The sequence below is a fragment of the Candidatus Acidulodesulfobacterium acidiphilum genome (assembly GCA_008534395.1).
Lineage (GTDB): Bacteria > SZUA-79 > SZUA-79 > Acidulodesulfobacterales > Acidulodesulfobacteraceae > Acidulodesulfobacterium_A > Acidulodesulfobacterium_A acidiphilum.
Genome location: SHMQ01000024.1, coordinates 1 through 19,291, shown reverse-complemented (window position 1 = coordinate 19,291; position 19,291 = coordinate 1). Strand labels below are relative to the sequence as shown.

General features: G+C 34.8%; 15 protein-coding genes. All 15 read right to left on the bottom strand.

Going from position 1 to position 19,291, the window contains the following annotated elements; genetic code table 11:
- Positions 1–350: 350 nt before the first annotated feature.
- Positions 351–1,313 carry a methyltransferase domain-containing protein gene (locus EVJ48_07660; GenBank protein ID RZV38101.1) on the bottom strand — a complete coding sequence of 321 codons (963 nt, stop codon included), beginning with the start codon at positions 1,311–1,313 and terminating at the stop codon, positions 351–353.
- 115 nt (positions 1,314–1,428) lie between these two features.
- Positions 1,429–2,640: a glycosyltransferase family 2 protein gene (locus EVJ48_07655; protein ID RZV38100.1), complete on the bottom strand. Its 1,212-nt coding sequence runs from the start codon at positions 2,638–2,640 to the stop codon at positions 1,429–1,431.
- A gap of 93 nt (positions 2,641–2,733) precedes the next feature.
- Positions 2,734–6,795 (bottom strand): glycosyltransferase, encoded by a 4,062-nt coding sequence (locus EVJ48_07650; GenBank protein ID RZV38099.1) that lies wholly within the window; start codon positions 6,793–6,795, stop codon positions 2,734–2,736.
- Positions 6,796–6,802: 7 nt separating this feature from the next.
- The gene (gene cysC / locus EVJ48_07645; protein RZV38098.1) at positions 6,803–7,414 is read right to left on the bottom strand and encodes an adenylyl-sulfate kinase; all 612 of its coding nucleotides are present in this window, start codon (positions 7,412–7,414) and stop codon (positions 6,803–6,805) included.
- A complete protein-coding gene (locus tag EVJ48_07640; GenBank protein RZV38097.1) occupies positions 7,411–8,418 on the bottom strand; it encodes a hypothetical protein in 1,008 nt (335 codons plus the stop codon). The genes cysC and EVJ48_07640 overlap by 4 nt, the downstream gene beginning before the upstream one ends.
- A complete protein-coding gene (locus EVJ48_07635) occupies positions 8,402–9,043 on the bottom strand; it encodes a hypothetical protein (GenBank protein RZV38096.1) in 642 nt (213 codons plus the stop codon). Before EVJ48_07635 ends, EVJ48_07640 begins: the two co-directional genes overlap by 17 nt.
- A gap of 38 nt (positions 9,044–9,081) precedes the next feature.
- Positions 9,082–10,794 (bottom strand): glycosyltransferase family 9 protein, encoded by a 1,713-nt coding sequence (locus EVJ48_07630; GenBank protein ID RZV38095.1) that lies wholly within the window; start codon positions 10,792–10,794, stop codon positions 9,082–9,084.
- A 6-nt stretch (positions 10,795–10,800) separates the two neighbouring features.
- Complete coding sequence (locus EVJ48_07625; protein ID RZV38094.1) at positions 10,801–12,621, bottom strand: hypothetical protein; 1,821 nt, start codon at positions 12,619–12,621, stop codon at positions 10,801–10,803.
- 14 nt (positions 12,622–12,635) lie between these two features.
- The gene (locus tag EVJ48_07620) at positions 12,636–14,249 is read right to left on the bottom strand and encodes a hypothetical protein (protein ID RZV38093.1); all 1,614 of its coding nucleotides are present in this window, start codon (positions 14,247–14,249) and stop codon (positions 12,636–12,638) included.
- A 37-nt stretch (positions 14,250–14,286) separates the two neighbouring features.
- Positions 14,287–14,739 (bottom strand): flagellar export chaperone FliS, encoded by a 453-nt coding sequence (fliS, locus tag EVJ48_07615; GenBank protein RZV38092.1) that lies wholly within the window; start codon positions 14,737–14,739, stop codon positions 14,287–14,289.
- Positions 14,740–14,782: 43 nt separating this feature from the next.
- Positions 14,783–16,243, bottom strand: coding sequence for a hypothetical protein (locus EVJ48_07610; GenBank protein ID RZV38091.1), 1,461 nt, complete (start codon positions 16,241–16,243; stop codon positions 14,783–14,785).
- Positions 16,244–16,305: 62 nt separating this feature from the next.
- Positions 16,306–16,713, bottom strand: coding sequence for a hypothetical protein (locus tag EVJ48_07605; protein RZV38090.1), 408 nt, complete (start codon positions 16,711–16,713; stop codon positions 16,306–16,308).
- Between the two features lie 86 nt (positions 16,714–16,799).
- Positions 16,800–17,693 (bottom strand): hypothetical protein, encoded by an 894-nt coding sequence (locus EVJ48_07600; GenBank protein RZV38089.1) that lies wholly within the window; start codon positions 17,691–17,693, stop codon positions 16,800–16,802.
- Between the two features lie 287 nt (positions 17,694–17,980).
- On the bottom strand, positions 17,981–18,562 hold the full coding sequence (locus tag EVJ48_07595) for a shikimate kinase (GenBank protein RZV38088.1): 582 nt from the start codon (positions 18,560–18,562) through the stop codon (positions 17,981–17,983).
- Positions 18,559–19,291, bottom strand: a 733-nt coding sequence (locus tag EVJ48_07590) for a chorismate synthase (protein RZV38087.1), incomplete at its 5' end; no start/stop codon positions are given. The genes EVJ48_07595 and EVJ48_07590, both read right to left, overlap by 4 nt.

Genomic DNA, 19,291 nt, shown 5'->3' with positions numbered 1-19,291 from the left:
ACGCTACAATTTGAATAAGCAAATAAATAAATTAGAAACATTATTCCGAAGTAAAATATAAAAACCGTCGAACGCAGGCGGGAGTAAGAGAATAAATAAATCTGACACCATTATTGCAAAGGAAAAACGGCTTCTGGAAACCTTTTGAGATTTTTTAAAGACAAACCCAGCGCTTTCCAAGCAATAAAATTATCCGGATACGACTTAGTAATTGCAAGCGAAAGTCATTCGGCTTCTTTAAAATTTCCGCCGTTAAATGCATTTACAAGTTCGTTTAGTTCTTTCTGTAAATTCATAAATAAATAAATCTGACACCATTATTCCATTATTGACACCATTATTTTTAATTTTTACTTTAAATTATGATCGATGATACTTTGCAATAGTTGAATTTTTGATTCGTATTCTTTGATTAAAAATTTACTATTATATAGTTCTTTTTCACAATCCTGTGATATTTTAATTAACTCATTAATTACATTAAAAATTTTGTCAAGTGGTTTTATATTAAATTTTTCTTTTAAGTTTAAAACTTTGTCATTTTTCTTAACTTTTGTTAATGCAAATATATTTTGTAAAACATCTATCTCTGGATTAGCTGACTTTAACAAATTATATAATATTAGTTTTTCTGAAATTACATTTTTAATAAAATCTGATATATAGATTGTGTTTGCAATAAAATCTATCTGAAATTTGCAATCACCTAATGATTCACTTTGATTTATAGATTCTATAAATTCTATAAAAGAATTTTTAGTAAAAAATCTTAAATGAGTTCTATCTAATAAGCCAAAATCTCCGTAATTAAATTTGCCTTCAATAAGATTTAAAATAATATCGGCATTGGCAATATTCGGAATACTTATTATAAAATTTGAATACAATTTAAGTTTTTCTGATAATAGCATTAATATAACAGCGGGATTTTTTAAATGTTCTATAACATCTGCCATAACGATATAATCAAAAGCTACATCCATATATTTAAGTCTTTTTATACCTTCGCCTTTCAGTTCATCTAAATCAATTAAAAATACATCATCATAACCCGATTCTTGTTTTGCGTAATTCAATGCATCTTGATTAATGTCGATTCCATATACTTTGCAGTTTTTATTTATTTTTAACCATCTGCCTAAATAGCCGCTGGAACATCCTACGTCAAGTATTATTGAGTTTTCAGCTATTAAGTCAACAATAATTGAATGTGATGAATTTTTATTATTTACATCAATATCATTTAATTTTAACTCATATTTTGAATTTATTTTTGAATAAAGATTATTTTGATTATAATTTGCTAAACTCATTATGATGTATTAATATAAATAAAATTTTATAAATTTATGCAATGAATAAAAATAATGATGCGTTAAACCTCAATAATAAAGTTATGATAATTGATATCAATTATCATAACTTTATTTAGACCATTATATATTTTGCATTTGAAAATTGAAATAATCTTCCGTGTATTTGTATTAAAACTTCATCTCCTGATTTTAACAAGGTCTGAAAAGAAAATCTAAAACCAGCTATGCCATCGATAGAAATGCCTTGATTTATAAGATTTCTTCTATAAAAACAAGGGGTCGTATAACCAATATGTATTCCATTTACAAAAACATTAATTTTAATATTTTCAGATGAACCGTTTACGTTTGCTATCCAGCCGGAAAAACCTAATTGACTTACCGATTCTATAGCACCTATATATTTATCGTAAAATCCGTATATATTTATTTTATCTTTAAGTAATTTTACTTTTTCATCTAAAAGTAAAAGTTTTTTTTCGGAAATTAAACGATTGCAATCTTTAAAATCATTATTTTTAAAAAAAACAATATTTCTATCATTATATTCTGGATCTGTGGCGACTGTATCTGCGCGTCCTCTTAAAGATTTGCGTTCTGTATATTCCTGAAAAGACTTTATAACATAATGATTCACTCTAAGATGGCATTTGCAAATTTTATAAGATACACCTGTTTTAATATATGTTTCTGGAGGATTTGACCAGCCAAACCTAATGTCACAAAACGTCAATCTTTCACCGTTTGAATAAATATAGTTGCCGCTATATATTTGCGGGGAATGACAATGAGCCTTCGCGTAATTTTTGCTGATAAAAACAGTTTTTAAATGATTATTCACAGAACAGCCTTTGTCTTCATCGTCTTTATGCCAGGTAAACCTTCGTACCACGTAATCGTCTTCGTAAACCATTTTATCCGAAGAACCGTAAGTTCTCCAGTTTAAACCTATAGCGCCGACATTGGGAATATCGAATAAACGAAGAATAGTTTCAGAAACGGAACTTAATTCTTCTTCGTCGTTTTCAACGAATTCATCTGCATCGATAAATAAAATAGCATAACATTCAGGGCAAAATTGATTTACAATCCTGTCATATGCTGTAAATTGAGAAGTACTGACGGCAGAAATTTTTGGTTGATATAAAAGATTAATTTCACCTAAATCGTCGAGTGCCTGCAAAAGCTCTCTGGTTCCATCGTCCGAACCGTTATCGGCTATAATAATTTTATCAAAACCGCATAGTTTATGCCATGCAATCCATTCTAAAATATAAGGATATTCATTTTTAAAAATTGCGCCTATGCATAAATTTTTTTTCATATAAAATATTTTATATTTCTTTATATCTTAATCAAGAATCGGCTATTTTAAGTTCAAATTTATCATGTTTTTCTATTTTATCATATTAAAAATTTACAGCTTAATAACGCTAACGAATTCTTCGGGCAATTTTATCGAAAACAAACTGCCTGGGACGCTGCATAGATTAATGTTGTAAGCAAAATCAGCCTCAAGCGTTTTTTCCCATTTATTCGTTAAGTAATCCAAGTCTTTTTTAAGTCTCAATTTCTTTTCTTCCGTATCTTCATATCCTCTGGTTTTAGATTCGTAATGATACAAAACCGAATAAGGAGTAAATAAGTTAAAATATCCAAGTTGCATAATTTTAATACAAAAATCTATATCATTATAAGCTATCGGCAAATTCTCGTCCATACCGCCTGCTTTCATATACAATTCTTTTTTTAAAACCATACATGCTCCCGTAACGGCTGAATAATTTTGAATTAAATTTGCTCTTCCGAAATAACCGGCTTCATCTTTATTTAAATAATTATATGTATGCACCGGCATATATTTTACAATTAGAACCCCTGCATGCTGAATAGTATTATCCGGATATAAAAGCTTAGCGCCTACCGCTCCTATTTCTGGACGCAATACATGGGAAACAAGCTCTCTTAACCAGTCGTCGTTAATCACTTCTGTATCGTTGTTTAATAAAACCAGGACGTCCCCTTTAGCGGATTTAACGGCAAAATTATTAATGGCAGAATAATTAAAAGGCTTGTTGTAATCTATGACTTTTATATTGCTTAAAGTATTAATAGATTCTAAATATTTAACGGTTTGTTCATCGTCGCAGTTGTTGTTAACTACTATAATTTCATAATTTTTATAAGAGGTTTTTTCAATTATGCCGTCAATGCAATTTTTTAAGATGCCGTAACCGTTATACGTAGGTATAATTATACTTGCAAGCGGATTTTTATCTATATAGTAAATAACCCGGTTCCACATAGGCATTAATGGAGCTTCAACTACTTTAGCTTTTATATGCATTCTGTCAAGATGCTCCTGAATTGCTTTTCTTGCGGCTGTTGCAGAATATGATTTATTTTCGACATTAACGGCTGTTGAGCCTTCCGCCATTCTCCAGTGGTATAAAATCCTTGGAATATGCCTGATTTCGGAATATTTTATTTTTTCTATAAATCTTAAAGCAAGGTCGTAATCCTGCGAACCTTCGTATCCTTCCCTGAAACCTCCGATTTCATCGACTATAGACTTTTTATAAACTGCTAAATGGTTTATCATATTCTGGGATAAAAAAAGATCGGGATTCCAGTCCGATTTAAAATAAGGCAGGACTCTGCTTCCGTCGAAATACAATTTGTCTTCGTCGCTGTAAATTAACTTTACGTCAGAATGCTCGTTAATTTCCTTTACCACAAAAAATAAAGCGGATTCGGGCAGTTCGTCGTCGTGGTCTAACAGGGCTATATAATCTCCAGTCGCAATAGAAAGCGCGCTGTTAGACGCTTTGGAAATATGGCCGTTTTCGGTTCTGTAAATAACTTTAATTCTTTCGTCTTTTTCCTTGTAATATTTTAAAATTTCTTTTACGTGAATTTCTGAAGATGCGTCGTCTGCTATGCAAAGCTCCCAGTTTGGATAAGTCTGGCTGATTACGGATTCTATCGCCTTGGTTAAATATTCTCTTGGAGTATTATAGGTAGGCATAATAATGCTTATTTTCGGTTTAAATTCGAATATAAAGGCTCTTTGTACTTCAAGTTCCGTTATGGAAGGCTCTTTATATTTAATCCATACTTTATAAATTTCATTCTGCTCAAACGATACTTTTATGCCTTTATTATGTTTAATTATATTATTAATTAATGTTCTGTAAGCAAAAAGTAATTTTTCTTCTTCGTTAAGTAACGATTTTATATCCTTTTGGGATTCTAATATGTCAAAACTTCGTTTTATATCTGTTCTTTTTTTATAAATTCTTATATTATATTCGTTTAATTTTAAAATATCGCCGCAAAGTTTTAATGCTTCTTTATATTTCTTATTTAAGGTCAGAAAATCTATTTCATTCTCGATGGATTTAAAACTGTTTAACGAAATAATATATTTAGAAATGTCATTTTTAAATTTATTCGAGATAAACAAATTATCCATTTCGGCAAATATATAATTATCTCTTTTATATTTGAGCCTCCACTTTTCCATAAAGAGGTTAATATTTTCAATATCGTGCTTTCTTCTGCCCACCGTTTTTTCTTCAAAATGAAATATTATGCTCTTCGGATTAAATATAAGCATGTAACCCGCTTCGCGCAATTTAAGGCATAAATCCACGTCTTCGAAACCGTTAATATAGCCCTCGTCAAAACCGCCAACCGCCTCGAATATTTCTTTTTTGAGCATAAGGCATGCCGCAGTAAGCGCATTATAGCTCCTTATGTAAATTGCATTCTTGATATCCGATTGCCCGCAACCTGATATATCCATTCTTGAATAGGCATTATAAGGAACTAACCGTTCTTCGAACATTATGCCGGCTTCCTGAATTTTTTTGTCTGGATATAACAGTAGAGGACCTGCGGCGCCTATTTTTAAAGATTTGGCCTCGCCGGAGTTCACGGAGCAATAAAGTTCGTCTATGGCTCCCTTTGAGACCACCGTATCGTTATTTAAAAATAAAATATTTTCGGAATTTGAAACTTTCGCTCCCATATTAGAAGCTTTTGCAAACCCTAAATTCTCATCGTTTGAAATAAAGCGAAAATTCTTTAAACCGTTAAACTTAGTAAAATATTCTTTCGTTTCGTCGGTTGAACCGTTGTCTATTATAATTATTTCAAAATCTAACAGGGGATGGTTTTTAAATATCGAAAAAACGCATTGCTTAGTATAGCTAAAATTATTATATGCCGGTATGACGATTGATACGTCAAAACTTTCGGCTTTATGCCGCCTTTTATAATTAACCGTGGCTGAACTTATATTATAAGAAGGAATATACAAGGCGTCGGAAAGAAAATAATTAAATCCTCCGCCCGTATAAAAAGACGAAAGCTGTAAAAGCAAAGTTTTGTCTTTTAGCGTCAAATCGTTAAAATCTTCTCCGGCAACAAGCGTTTTAAAGCCGATTTTAACGATATAAGGAAAGTCGGTTTTAAATTTTTCTAAAATATTTTCCCTAGTTTTTATATCTATGAAATCGGCATCTATAATAAGAAAAAAATCGTCCCCCGCTATACCGTTCTTATCTAAAAAAGCACGGATATTGGCCAAATTTTCCTGCGAATAAAATAAATCCGGTTTACGGCTGTTAAGGCTCTTAAATTTATAATCTATAACAGGAAAAGGATTATAATCGTCAAGATAAACAACATAATTCATATTTTCGGAAGGAGATTCGGCTGAACAATATTTTAAATAAATATTTTCGTCGAAAAATTTCCATTCTTCCGAAACGAGATATAAATCCCAATTGTTAAATTTATTATGCAGATCTCTTATGAAAACGGTGCTTTCAAGTAATTTTTCGGGTCGTTTTAAGTCGATATTGATTAAAACTTTTTTAGGCTGTTTAGATATGTCCGTTAAACCGGTTTTTTTAGAATTAATTTTGATTTTCCCCTGTTCGTATTCGCCTGCGGAAGCTATCGGAAAAACGTTTATAAAACCGGCATATTCTATATATCCTTTTAGCAAGTATTCAGAAACCGCAGTTCCTATATATTCAATATAAAACGATGAACCGTGCGATAAAACTCTGAAAGCCTCTGAAAATAATTTCTCCAATTCTTCATAGGTATAATCGTCGGTTATATTTATCAACGATAAATTCCTAAAGGAAGAATCCGGTATATTTTTTATAATACCTATCAACTCGTTAAAATTTTTTTTATCTTTAAAATTTATAACAGTAGAAATATTAAAATCATGAAATTTTTTTACGGTGATTTCTATATAATCCGAATTTTCTTTTATTGTATAAATTAACAAACCGCTTTGATTTATTTTTTCTTCAAATAAAGGCAGAAATATATAATCCTTAGGAACGGCAAATTTAAAAAAATCCGCCGATTCGAGCTCTTTAATAATTAAAGACAGGGATTCGTTTATTGATTTTTCGCCGAAAATATTAAATATTTTAGGTTTTATAGTTTCCATATTTAAATTAAAGTTTGTTTGTAGCGGATAATATTTCTATAATTCTGCCAACGCCCTCTTCGGCGTTGATACCGTCCGTCTTTATATGTACATCCGGCTTTTCCGGCTTTTCGTAAGGAGAATCGACGCCGGTATAGCTTTCTATTTCTCCGTTTAACGCCATTTTGTACCAACCTTTTGCATCCCTATTAACGCATTCGTGAAAAGGAGTGTCTATAAATATTTCGACAAAGTCGCCGGACCCTATTATCTCCTTTGCCGTCTGCCTGTGCTTCTTTAAAGGCGAAATAAAAGATGCTATAACGATAATCCCTGCATCTACGAAAAGTTTGGCGGCTTCGGCTACTCTTTTTATGTTTTCCAACCTGTCCTCCTCGGAAAACCCCAGCCCCCTGCTGAGCCCGTGCCTTATATTGTCCCCGTCTAAAAGATATGTATGATAGCCTTTTTCGTTTAAACGCTCTTCAAGTAAATTAGCAATGGTGCTCTTCCCGCATCCGCTGAGCCCGGTAAGCCACAAAACACACCCTTTCTGGTTTTTAAGTTTTTCCCTGTCGCTCCTTTTTATTTTATGTTCGTGCCAAACGATACACGGGCTTGAATGATTTTCTGCTTTCATGTTTCCAAGTTTCCGCTTTGGCGCGAATTACAAGATGTTAAAGATTCCGTTAATTCCGCAATTTTTGCGTCTTTTTTGTCAAGTTCTTTTTTTAAATAAAGCAATGCGTCGAATTGCGCCTGCATATATAAAAGCGTGGAGCGGAGTTCCTCAATCCATGAATAAATTTTATTAATCTTTGCCGCCGCTTCGACACTATCTATAGAAATTTCATCCATTGCGATGCGTTTAAGTAAGATATAAAGTTCGGCAACTTTAGACGGAACTTCCGCATTTGCGGCAAGATCGTCTATCCCGAAACTTGAATGCCTGAGGGATTCGCTCAAAAATGATTCTTTATACTCTATAAATTCGGGACTATCTGCGTCGAACTTCAAATTTAAACGTTCTGCCGTTCTTCCGAGCTGTTTTCCAGGATCTTTCATCAACTCGTCGTAATCGACGACTATGCGGTTATAACCTGCCGAATAAATCAAAGAAGCCAATGTTGCTCCTAACCATATATAAAATCCTTTGACTGAGTCAAAACCTTCTCTATTATGCATCGATGACTTTATTACGCTTAAAGGATTACGGCAGGCAATGATATATGATACTTCTATCCCTGCATCCTTAAACACTTCATTCCAAAACGGCAATAATTTGACTGCGTGGGGGTCCTTAAAGCCAAACAAATCGGTATTTTCAAATCGCCTATTAACAATATTTGCGGCAATAGGATAAAAAGCCGATAAGACCAGATTAGTGTTATCGTCAAATATCGGCAAAGCTGGATTATCCCAAGTATAGCCAATAGAATTAAGCATGTTCACATCTAAATGGCTTATTTCTAAATCCTCAAAGAACCCTTTTTCGTTATCGGGGCTAACTATGTCATGTTCATAAAAATTTCCAAGATTGACTCCTAAAACTTGAAGCCCTCTTGTAATTGCACTTGTGCCGCTCCTCTGAACGCCTATTACAGCAATAATCCTCTTCTTTTTTAGGTCATTTGCCTTCTGCATTGGAAACGCCGTTTATTTTAGTTTTCATATCTTTCAAAATATTGCTCCAGATATCTATATTAGGCTTAAGTTCGAACTCGACTATATCGGCAAGAAGAACGTAATCCTGTTTCACCTGTGTCGAAAGAACCGAAGCAAGAATTTTTTCAAGGTCGTTAAAATAAGACTGGACGCTTTTGCCGTCATAGACAAGGTTGTTATAATCAATTTTTAAAAACTGGGATATTTTTTCCATGATTTGAATAAACATAGTAAGTCCGCTTAGGTATGCCGAAAAATTTTTAAATCCTGCATTACTGTTTCCCCATCTTATTTCATCGGTAGTTTTTACTACTCCTGCTTTAAATTCGTTTAAAAACTTTATAGCGGCGTTTAACGAACCGTTTAAAAGTTCAAGCTGATTCATCGTAGTTATTTTAATTTCGTCGGCGTCTCCAAGTTTAAAAGCCTTTGATTTGTCGGCGTCCAGCATTAAATCGTCGTATTGAGTTCCGTTTATCGCTATGCTTTTTATTACTTTGCCTTCCGGAATATAACTTTTTATGCTGCCGCCGTATAAAATGTCGTACATACTGCCGGCGCTAAAAACGGAATCGTTTAAATGCCCGTCGATATATAGTTTCATGATAAATCCTCCGTTATCGTAATATGGTTAAATTATATTTATAAATTTTTGATTTTATCTAAAAAAATTAACGAAACCTTTTTAAATATATTTAATTGGAGCTTATACATGGAATAATTTTTAAGAGAATCTAAGGCAAAACCGAACAAATCGTAGCTGACCGAACTGTTCTGGTTTATGACGTGAATCTGGTTAAACAGAGATAAGTCGTCATAAACCGAAGATAAATATTTTAATTCAAAATCTATAGATTTTATTTTACAGGTATATTCTTCTATTTTTTTTGAATTAAACGGGTCTTTAAGAGCCAAATTTATCATTTTTTTTGTCTCCGACATACCTCTTTTGCATAGAGCGATAAGCTTTTCAACGGACTTTAATTCTTCCTTGATATCTAAGCTAAGATTATATTCTATGCCCTCAAAACAGTCAAGAAAAAGTTCTATTTCGTTTTCGTCTATCTTCCAAAAATCTCCTTCGTAATAATGTTCTAGAGATAATTTTAGTATTTTAAGTTTTAAATCTTTAAAATTTAACTTAATTTTTACCGCCGGCAGATAATCGATAAATTTTTTAGAATCAAAACGGGACAGATAAGGAATAATGCCGCTATTCTTATAATCGGACAGTTTTTGGGCATAGTCGTTTTCTTTTTCGAGAACCATCAAAGACATATCATAAATATATTCAGGTTTAATTAATCCCTGGCAAACCGGATTTAAACATTTTAAATTAAAATCGCATGGAAAACATCCAATATCGGGAATTACGAGCAAACGGTTTTCGGCATATGGTCCCGTTTCTAAAAAACCAACGTTTCCGGTATAAATAACGATTAATTTAGTTCCTACGGCAACTCCTATATGCATTGTTCCTGTATCGTGTGTTATAAGAAGATTTGAGCGCCGTACTATATAAACAAGGTCGGCAACCGAGGTTTTTCCGGTAAGATTAATAAGTCTTTCGTTTGCGACTATGCTTTCTATAAAACCGCCTGCTTTAACGTCATATTTTGCTCCGAGTAAAACTACTTTAGTTTTAATGTCGCCGTTTAAAAACATTTTGGCCAGTTCCGCAAAATAGTCGTAACGCCATTTTTTTAGCTCAGTCGATGCTCCTATGGCAAAAGAAACGATATTATCGCTTTCTTCTATACCGTATTTTTTTAAAACTTCAAACTCCTTATTTCCATCATGTTCTTCATTATTTTTTTTTGCGTCTAAAAAAATTTTATTCACGTGTTGTTTATATTGGGTTTTATTCGTCCTGATAGTTCTTTCGTATAGATCGACGAGATTTAAAACGCTTACTTTTCTGTTTTTAACTGCAGAAAATATATAAGCTATCATTTCGTCGTTAGATATTATAATTCCTTCGCGGTTTACAGAAATGCCTATATTTTTTAACGAATTTAAAATATAAAGGAAATAAACACTGAATTCATCGTGAGAAAGGTTTACCGCAAGGTCGTAATTTACCTGCAAGATACCGTCGAACATGGCGCCTAAAGCTTTTAGAACATCTATAGTTAAGTCGAAATTGTTTGCTTTTAAAAGTTCGGATAGTCCGGTAACGTCTATAAGTTTAATCTCATCGACATACGGAAGAAAAGGGGCAATTTCCGCAAATTCTTTAGAAATTATAAGTTTAACTCGGCTTTCCGGATAGGTTAGTTTAATTTTTTTAAAAAGAGCGGTGGACTGTATAAGGTCGCCCATGCGGGTAAGATTCAGTATGATTACATTTTTCATCGCTTATTACAGCCCTTCGAGTTTTACTAATTTTGTTTTTATCGCCCATAACATTAAAATCATAGCTTCCGATTTCGACAACCTGCCCTTACCGCTTTTTATGCTCTCTGCCATATCTCTTATGGAAAGCGATTTCTTGTCAGAAAACTGCATAATAAGGTCGTGAAGCTCTTTATTTCCTTCAGTTTCTCTTAAAAGCTCGGAAATATTTTGCTTTCTGGTTTCAAGTTTAGATTTTATCTGTTCGTATGAATCTAAAAGTATTATACTCATCATCTCGCGGACGCGACGTTCGTAAGTGTGATTTTTAACTACCGTTTCCCTGCCGTGAGCGGCTATAGACAATCTTTCCTCTTCGTTGGCAAGATAGTACTTTATTTTTTTTCTTAAGTCGTCCACCGTATCAAAAACAACCAAATCTTTTCCGTCTTCAAAAACTCCATACATATACTTGCGCCTGTCCACAAGCTGAAAACCTCCGCAGGCTAAAATTTCGTAAACTCTCGGATTTAAAAAATCGCCGTTTGGATTTATGTCCCAATGCCACATGGAAGAATGAAGATTTATGTTTATTTTTGAATAGTTATATATTCTTACTGCTTCTTCTTCCGTAAATCTCTTGCCGCCTTCCTGAATGAACAGGCTTAATGGCAATCCGACATGCCAGTCGCTTCCCCATATTTTGAAATTAAAATCGACAAGCTGGGCAAAGACGTTTTTCCTGTTATAATAACCCGCTCCGGCAAAACTTATGTCGGAACCGTATTTTATCCTGTCATCTTCATTTATTTCGTTAATTTTTTTATGAAAATTTGGAAGACATGCTAATGGAAGATAATGATAGTTGTCTGCGCCGATATTTTTAAGTTCCGCAAAAAAATCGTCTTTTTGTATAGTAAAGAAATAATCGACGTTCTTTGCTATAGTATTCCAGTATGTAAGCGTCCTAAAATCTTCTACGAACCAGTATGCAGTTTTAATTCCCATGCTTCTTAGTTTAAGCAAAGTTCTTTCGCTGGATGGCGACTGCGCCATAAAAATAACCAAGTCCGGCGGTTCGTTAAAAACCGAAGAAAGAAGAGCTTCGGACATGAGGTTAAAAAGGCTCTGCTTTAATGAATTTACATGGTCTTCGTTGGTGGTAAATTCGCCCATATATTTATATGCATCGTAAAATTTTGAAAAATCAAGTATTTTTGCATCGTAGCCGAGGCTTAAAAGAGCCGAATATAAATAGTTTCCTATTGTGGAAGAACCGCCGTACATCGGCTGAACTACTAAAACCCTGAAAGAAGACGGTGTAAAGAACTGGTTAATTCCGTGAAGTTTATGTATAAGCGCATATTCTTCGGAAAATATTTTTTTATACGGAGGCAGTTCACAGAATAATATGTTGCTTTTGTCGAGTTCAAGTTTTTGGGAAACGGCGGAAGCGTCTAGATAAAGGTTTTCGCTTATGCGGTCTAAAACTGTAACGTTTATTTTAGAAATTAATTCTAAAATATCGAAATTGCTTTTTATAAATTCAATAGATTCTTGAGCAGGTTCGACGACTTCTATTCTTATTTCTTTTTCATCTTTTTTTAAAAAATCAATTAAAGTTTTTATATGATAACCCGCTCCCATACCAAAAATTATAATTTTATCAGGTATTCCTTCCAAATTAATCCTATCCATAACCTGAGCCGCCCATTTCTGCGCTTCGGAAACTGGGTCGTAAACGGAATGAACGGTTATTCCGTTAATCTTAAAAGACGGAGCGGATATAGTTTTGGTTTGAACTATCTCGAAATTTAAATCGTTACGGCTCATATTTGAATTATTCATATATTTATATTTTCTTAAAACATTTTTAAAATATCTATAGCATTATCTAAAAGCAAAATTATATCGTTAAAACTTTTCTGCGCACCTGATAAGTTTAATTCGTCTATAAAATAATCGCATGCAAGTTTAAAATAACTATAGTTTAAACCGAGAGATTTCACGGAGTTTTTGAATTTTTCAAAATATAAAGCGGCGTATTTATCATTTTTATCTTCTTTATTAAATGATTTAGAAGCATTTTCAAAAACGCCTTTTATGAAATTAATTTCTTTTATTAAAGAATTTAGAAGACTTTCGTCTATTTTATAATATTTGTTCGTATATCTCAAAACATTATTTTTATCAATTTTTAAGCTATTTTTTGAAAGTACGTTAATCCAGCAGAATTTTAATATTTCAGAAGCAAAATCGTTTTTAGATATTTTTCTTTTATATAACGGATAAAAGTGGACAGAGCTTAAATGCTTACAAACGGCGACCGAAAAATTCCCTTTTTTTACGTTTGCGATAACTCTTTTTTTAACGTCGGAAAATTTAATTTCTTGTTCTTTAAAAGAATAATGCAGTTTATTTTTGATTATCTGCATAAGGGCAAGGTTAAAAACGTCTTCGGGGTTTATATCGTTTTTGCATGCGTAATTAAAGCGGCATGGTTCATGCTGCATACACGGATAACATTGTATAACGGAGTGTATCACGTAAGAATTTTCTACGTGAGGACCGGTTTCGTAAAAATTGGCGTTGCCGGTATATAAAGAAACAGACGGAACGTTAAAAATCTGCGCTATATGTAAAGTTCCGGTATCCGACGCAATAATTAAATCGAAGTCTTTTATAAGATAAATAAGTTCGTTTAGGTTGGTCTTTCCGGTCAAATCGATAATATTTACGCCGTCAGGCAGTTTTTGTTTTATTTCTTCGGCGGCGGACGATTCTTCTGGAGTTCCTACAATTATTATTTCGCAGTTTAAATTTAGAGAAAGCAGGCTTATCAGCTTTGCGTAATTTTCGGATTGCCAGATTCTTTTCTGATGCGTTGCTCCTATAGAAATGCAAATCCTAACGGGTTCGCCGCTTAATCGTTTTTTTTTGCTTTCGATTTTCTTTTTTAATTTTATAATGCCATACGAAGTTTTTATTTCGGCCGTCTTTTCGCTGCCTATAAGAGAATATATATCGGTAATATTTATCCTGTTTAGGCTTCGGTTTTTTACGATATTAAAAAGATAGTTTGCGGGACCGCTTCTTGAAATTGATTCTGCGGTTTTTTTTGATTTATTTAAAACAATAAAACCTTTCTTTTGATTTTTAAAAAAATTTAAAAAAAGGGAATTAGCAAAATCATAGTTTAAGTTTACGGCAAGTTCATATTCAGAAGTTAAATCTAATAAAAATTTATCAAATTTATTTAAGCATTTTACGGAAATACCGAGGGGATTCAAGATGCTTTCGTAAGTAATAAAATTTATTTCTGTATTAAAAATATTTTTTATGTCGTATATACTTTCGTCTATCAGTATATCAATTTTTTTTGCTTCGTCTCCGTCTGCAGAGGCTAAAGACTCGATAAGCGGAACCGATTGAAAAAAATCGCCTATTCGTCTCGTTTGGAATATAAAAATATTCATTAAGTATATTATTCATTCATCAAGAGGATATATCGCGTTAAGCGGATACTGCAATACCGCCTGAAACCGGTTTATTAGAAATACTTGCATTAACGTTTGAAAGCGCGCTATTTTGTTTCTGTTTCCTGTCTTTTTCTATTATAATCTTCCAACCGTTTAAAAGGTTTTGTAATATATTAAGCGACTCGTCAAGTTTATGCGCATCTTTCTTAAGATTTGCCGTCGTCAGATGGATTGACAAAAAAGTATAAAGTTTGTTCAAATTTTTTGCCGTTTCCCCGCCTTTTTCCATATTGAGACGTGCATTGAGTTCATTAATAATGGAAACGGCATTGGATATATTTATCGACTTGCCTGCATAATCGTTTTGCGCAAGTCTTTCTTTTGCTTCTTTTATAAAATTTATAGCGCCTTCATAAGCCATTATTATAAGCGTTCCCTGGTCAACTGTATTGACGTTTATGTTTTCGTATTTTGAAATTGCATCCATATAAAATTTATCCTCCTTAAAGTTTATTTATATACCTTTATAGTTAAGCGCCTTGGGCAATCATCTGCTTTATGCTGCTGGTCATAGCCGAATTTGTAGTTTGCATCTGCCCTATGTAAGACTCCAAATTAGAAAACTCCTTGGTGTACATGCCCATCTGAGTCTGAACATTAGCCTGCATCTGCGCAATCTGGTTATTCATATTCGTAAGCTGCGTGTTAATTTGCGCCTCGCTGAATTGCACCACGCCGTTTGCAGAATTGGTATATGTATTTAAAAAATTCGTCATACCGCCGGGTTGAGAAGCACCGCCAGCAGTGGGCGAACCGTTTACTAATGCGCTGAAAAACTGCTGAACCTGTTGAGGGTCCGACGTCAGCATATTATTTAACGCGGAAGCGTTAAGCTGAAGTTTTCCCGAACCGCTTGAACTTTGCGTAATTCCGTAAGTAGAAGCAAGACCGGCATTTCCGGAAAGACCGGGCGCTTCGCTACCTATAAAGCTATAAAGATTATTCACCAAATTAGTCAGCGAAACATTGCCGCCGAGAGGACCTAAAGTTTCCGATTTCGTGTTTCCGGAACCGCTCGAAGTTACGGTATTCTGTGCGGACACGTCGCCTATTACTTTATTGTATGCCGAAATAAAACTGCTCACGGCATTGTCTATGGTTTGCGTATCTAAACCCACCGTTATAGTGGTCGAACCTGTAGAAGCAAGACTTAGAGTAACGCCTGGAATAACGTTTTTTACCGTATTAGATTGGCTTGTTATGCTTATACCTTCATAACTTAATTTTGCATTTGCGGCAGATTGAGTAGTCGTAAAAGTAAGGGACGTTCCACCGGTAAGATTATCCGTAACGGAAGGCGCATAATTGGTTCCGGTATTATTACTTGTAAGAACAAGTTGATAAGGGTCGGATGTTGCGCCGTTGTTGATAATGGAAGCAGTAACGCCCGCGTTGGAATTATTTATAGTCTGCGCCAAATCTGCCAAAGTATAACCTGTGGTAGAGTTTAATGCAACGTCTGTCGTATTTCCGTTAACAGTTATATTAAACGTCCCAGTGGAACCTGAGCTTGCTACAGCCGTAGAAGTAGCCGCCACACCTTGCGAAGCAATTACTCCCGTAGTTGCGAGGCTTGAAACGGTTACATTGTATGTTCCGGGAATTGCCGAAGATGAAGCCTGAGCAGTTGCAACTGAAGTATCGCTTGAAGTTGCAGTAAAAGATTGAAACAAAGACGGCTGACCGAGAGCCGAAGCCGACGAACTTAAAGCGGAAATATCGGAACCTATAGACTGCCAAGCCGAAAGCTGATTATTAAGCGGCGTTTCCTGGGCATGCATCAATGTAATAGGGGCAGACAACGCTTGGTCAAGCGCTTTTAGAATTGCGGAATAATTTATACCCGACTCAGGACCGGTTCCCATAACTATAAGACCCTGATTAGGATATGAGCTCGGCGTCAGACTACTGCCTGTTGAAGTTATCGACATTTTATATTACCTCTGATAATTGGTTTACATATATTTTACAAAATTAATTAACAAAATTAATGTTACAGTTTACTATTATAAATCGAACCTTTTTGATAATTTGCCATCATTTTTAAAACCGAATTAGGCGGAATCTGCGCCAGAACTTTTCCGGTTTTAAAATCTACTACGTTAATGACGGCGCCGCCGGCGCTTGCATCCCATTTAAAAAGCATTGCCTGAGACAGCATAGGAGACGGGTTAAGATTCGACTCTATCTGTTTTGATAATTCTTTTTCTTTCCCGGCGTTGTTATTTGCCGGGTTGGCTTTATTTGCGGAAATATTTGTATTATTTGCGACATTGTCGTTATTTTTATTAGCTGTATTATTTTTGGAATTTACCGCAGACCCATTTATATTATTCGCATCCGATGCATTATTGCCGTTAGCAATATTTACGGCATTTACGTTTAACGATAACTGGTCCATAATATATCACTTCTTTTATTAGGGGGCTTAATGGGACGGATTTCAAATCCGTCCCATTAAGCCTGTCCCCATTAGTTTATATAATTTTATTTCAACAGGGTCAAAAGTCCCTGCGGAACCATTGAAGCCTGAGAAAGCATAGCTTCGCCGGACTGAGCCAGAGTAGAAAGCAACGTAAACTGGGACATTTCCTGAGCAAAATTTACGTCCATAATGTTGTTATATGCAGCCTGAGTGTTCGTTCCTTCAGTCTGAAGGTTTCCAAGTATCTGAGTAACCCTGTTCTGGTAAGAACCGAGCTGACCGCTTATGCCGGCTACCTGATTAACCGCCGCTTGAACCGCAGAAAGAGCCGTTAATGCGTTAGTAGAACTGGTCAAATTTACCTGCGACAGAGAAGATTGAACACTTGTTCCATTATTTAACCCTAATAGATTAGATGCAACACCCTGTATCGAAACTGAAATCTGGTTGTTAGTTGTACCGGCATTTGGACCTATTTGGAAAGAAAATGCAGAAATAGAAGTAGAACCCAATGTGGTTAGGGTTCCGCCACCGTTCAAAAGATGCAGTCCATTAAACGACGTAGAACCCGCAATCTGCGTAATTTCCGATTGAAGCTGTTGAAACTCGCTGTTTAGCGCCTGTAAGTTTGCGCTACTGTTCGTTCCGTTTGCGGCGTTGGTCGCAAGCGTCTGCATCGTGCCAAGCATTCCCTGTATGGTAGAAAGAGCGCCGGAAGCGATGTTAATTAAGGAGTTTCCGTTGTTGGCGTTTGACGTTGCCTGATTGATGCCTAAAGTAGTTGCGTTTAAGCTCTGAGCTATTTCGTAGCCTGCCGGATTGACCCAAGCGCCGGTTATCTGCAAGCCGCTGGAAAGTTCGTTTAACGCCTGTCCTAAAGAATTGTTGGTGTTTTGAAGATTGTCCGTTGCAATGATGGCTGATTGGTTTGAATTGATAAATAGACCGTTATACATTTTTTTATCCTCCGTGATAAATTATTCCGGCATCCATGCCGAAATTGTTAAATTAAGTTGCTTTTGCTTTATTTTTTAAAACATATTTTATTGAATAGATTAATAACCCTCGCTTTTAGAAAAACATCGACTAAATAATTAAAAACCTTAAATATTCACCTCCTTAAAAATTGTTTATCTTGTATCTTCTAAACTTTTAGATGCTTAACCTATCCCTTTGTAAATTAATCGTCACGACTATTTAAAAACTTTAATTTTTATTTTACTTCTTCTGCAGGAGTGGTTCATCAATTAATAAAAATACCTATTTCTTCCGCTACTGCCGGTGCAGTCAACCCTTCGGTATATATTGTTATATCGGCCTGCCCGTAAAATTTCTCTCTTTCTTTAAGTTTATCGGAAACAGACCTTTCGGTAAAACCTTTTTCGCCTAAAACCGGCCTGTGCGTTTCGGATTTTATCCTTTCGTAAATAGTCTTTGCATCGGCTTTCAGATAGAGCGTCGTTCCGATATTTTTGATAAGTATAAGATTTCCGTTAAAGGCAGGCATTCCGCCGCCGGTTGATATTACCCAGTTTTTAACTTCATTTTTAATTTCTTTGTTGTTTATTGTTTTATACTTTCCAATTATTTTATATATATCGGATTTATATTTATCTATTTTTTTTAAAATTTCGGTTTCGAGGTTTCTAAAATAACTTTCGCCTTTTTGTTTAAATATTTCCGTTATATTCATACCTTCTTGCGCTTCTATTAAACAGTCCAAATCTATGAAATTAAACCCTTTATTTTTTGCTAGAATCTTACCGACTTCGGTTTTTCCCGCTCCCATAAAACCTATTAACACGATATTAGTTCTTATTTTCATTTTTTGCAATACCCGTCATAGTTTCTTTTAATCTCGGCAAAACAGTCGCCGCCGAATTTTTTAAGAAAAAAATAGCATATAGAAAAAGCGAGGGTGGATTCGACGACGATCGACGCGGCAGGAACGGCGCATACGTCGGACCTTTCAAGAAATGCTTTTTTTGCTTTGCAAGTATTTAAATCTACGGTGTCGAGATAGGGCTTCATTAAAGTGGGTATCGGTTTCATCGCGCATGTTACGCTTATTATTTCTCCGTTGGACATTCCCCCTTCGATGCCGCCGGCATTGTCGGTTTTTCTATAAAAGCCGCCACTGCCGCTGCAATAAATCGAATCATGACATTCCGAACCTTTAAGATAGGCTGATTTTACTCCGGCGCCGATTTCTACGCTTTTAATTGCCTGAATACTCATTACGGACATCGCTATGTGGGCGTCCAATTTCTCGTCCCACTGGGTAAAGCTGCCGAGACCCACCGGCACGCCTTTTATCTGTGCGGTTATAAGTCCCCCGACCGTGTCGCCTTCGGCCTTCATCTTGTCGATGTAAACCTTTGTCCTTTCTTCGATTTCCAGATACGGCATGCGGAGTTCGGAGTTTTTTATGTTCCTACTTATAACTTCGTCGAAAAGGTCGATAAGATTAAAGGCAAAGGGGTCAGAATTAAATTCTGACCCCTTTGCCCTGTTCAATTCCTGCCCCTTTAACTTGTTTTTCTCAGCCGCCTCA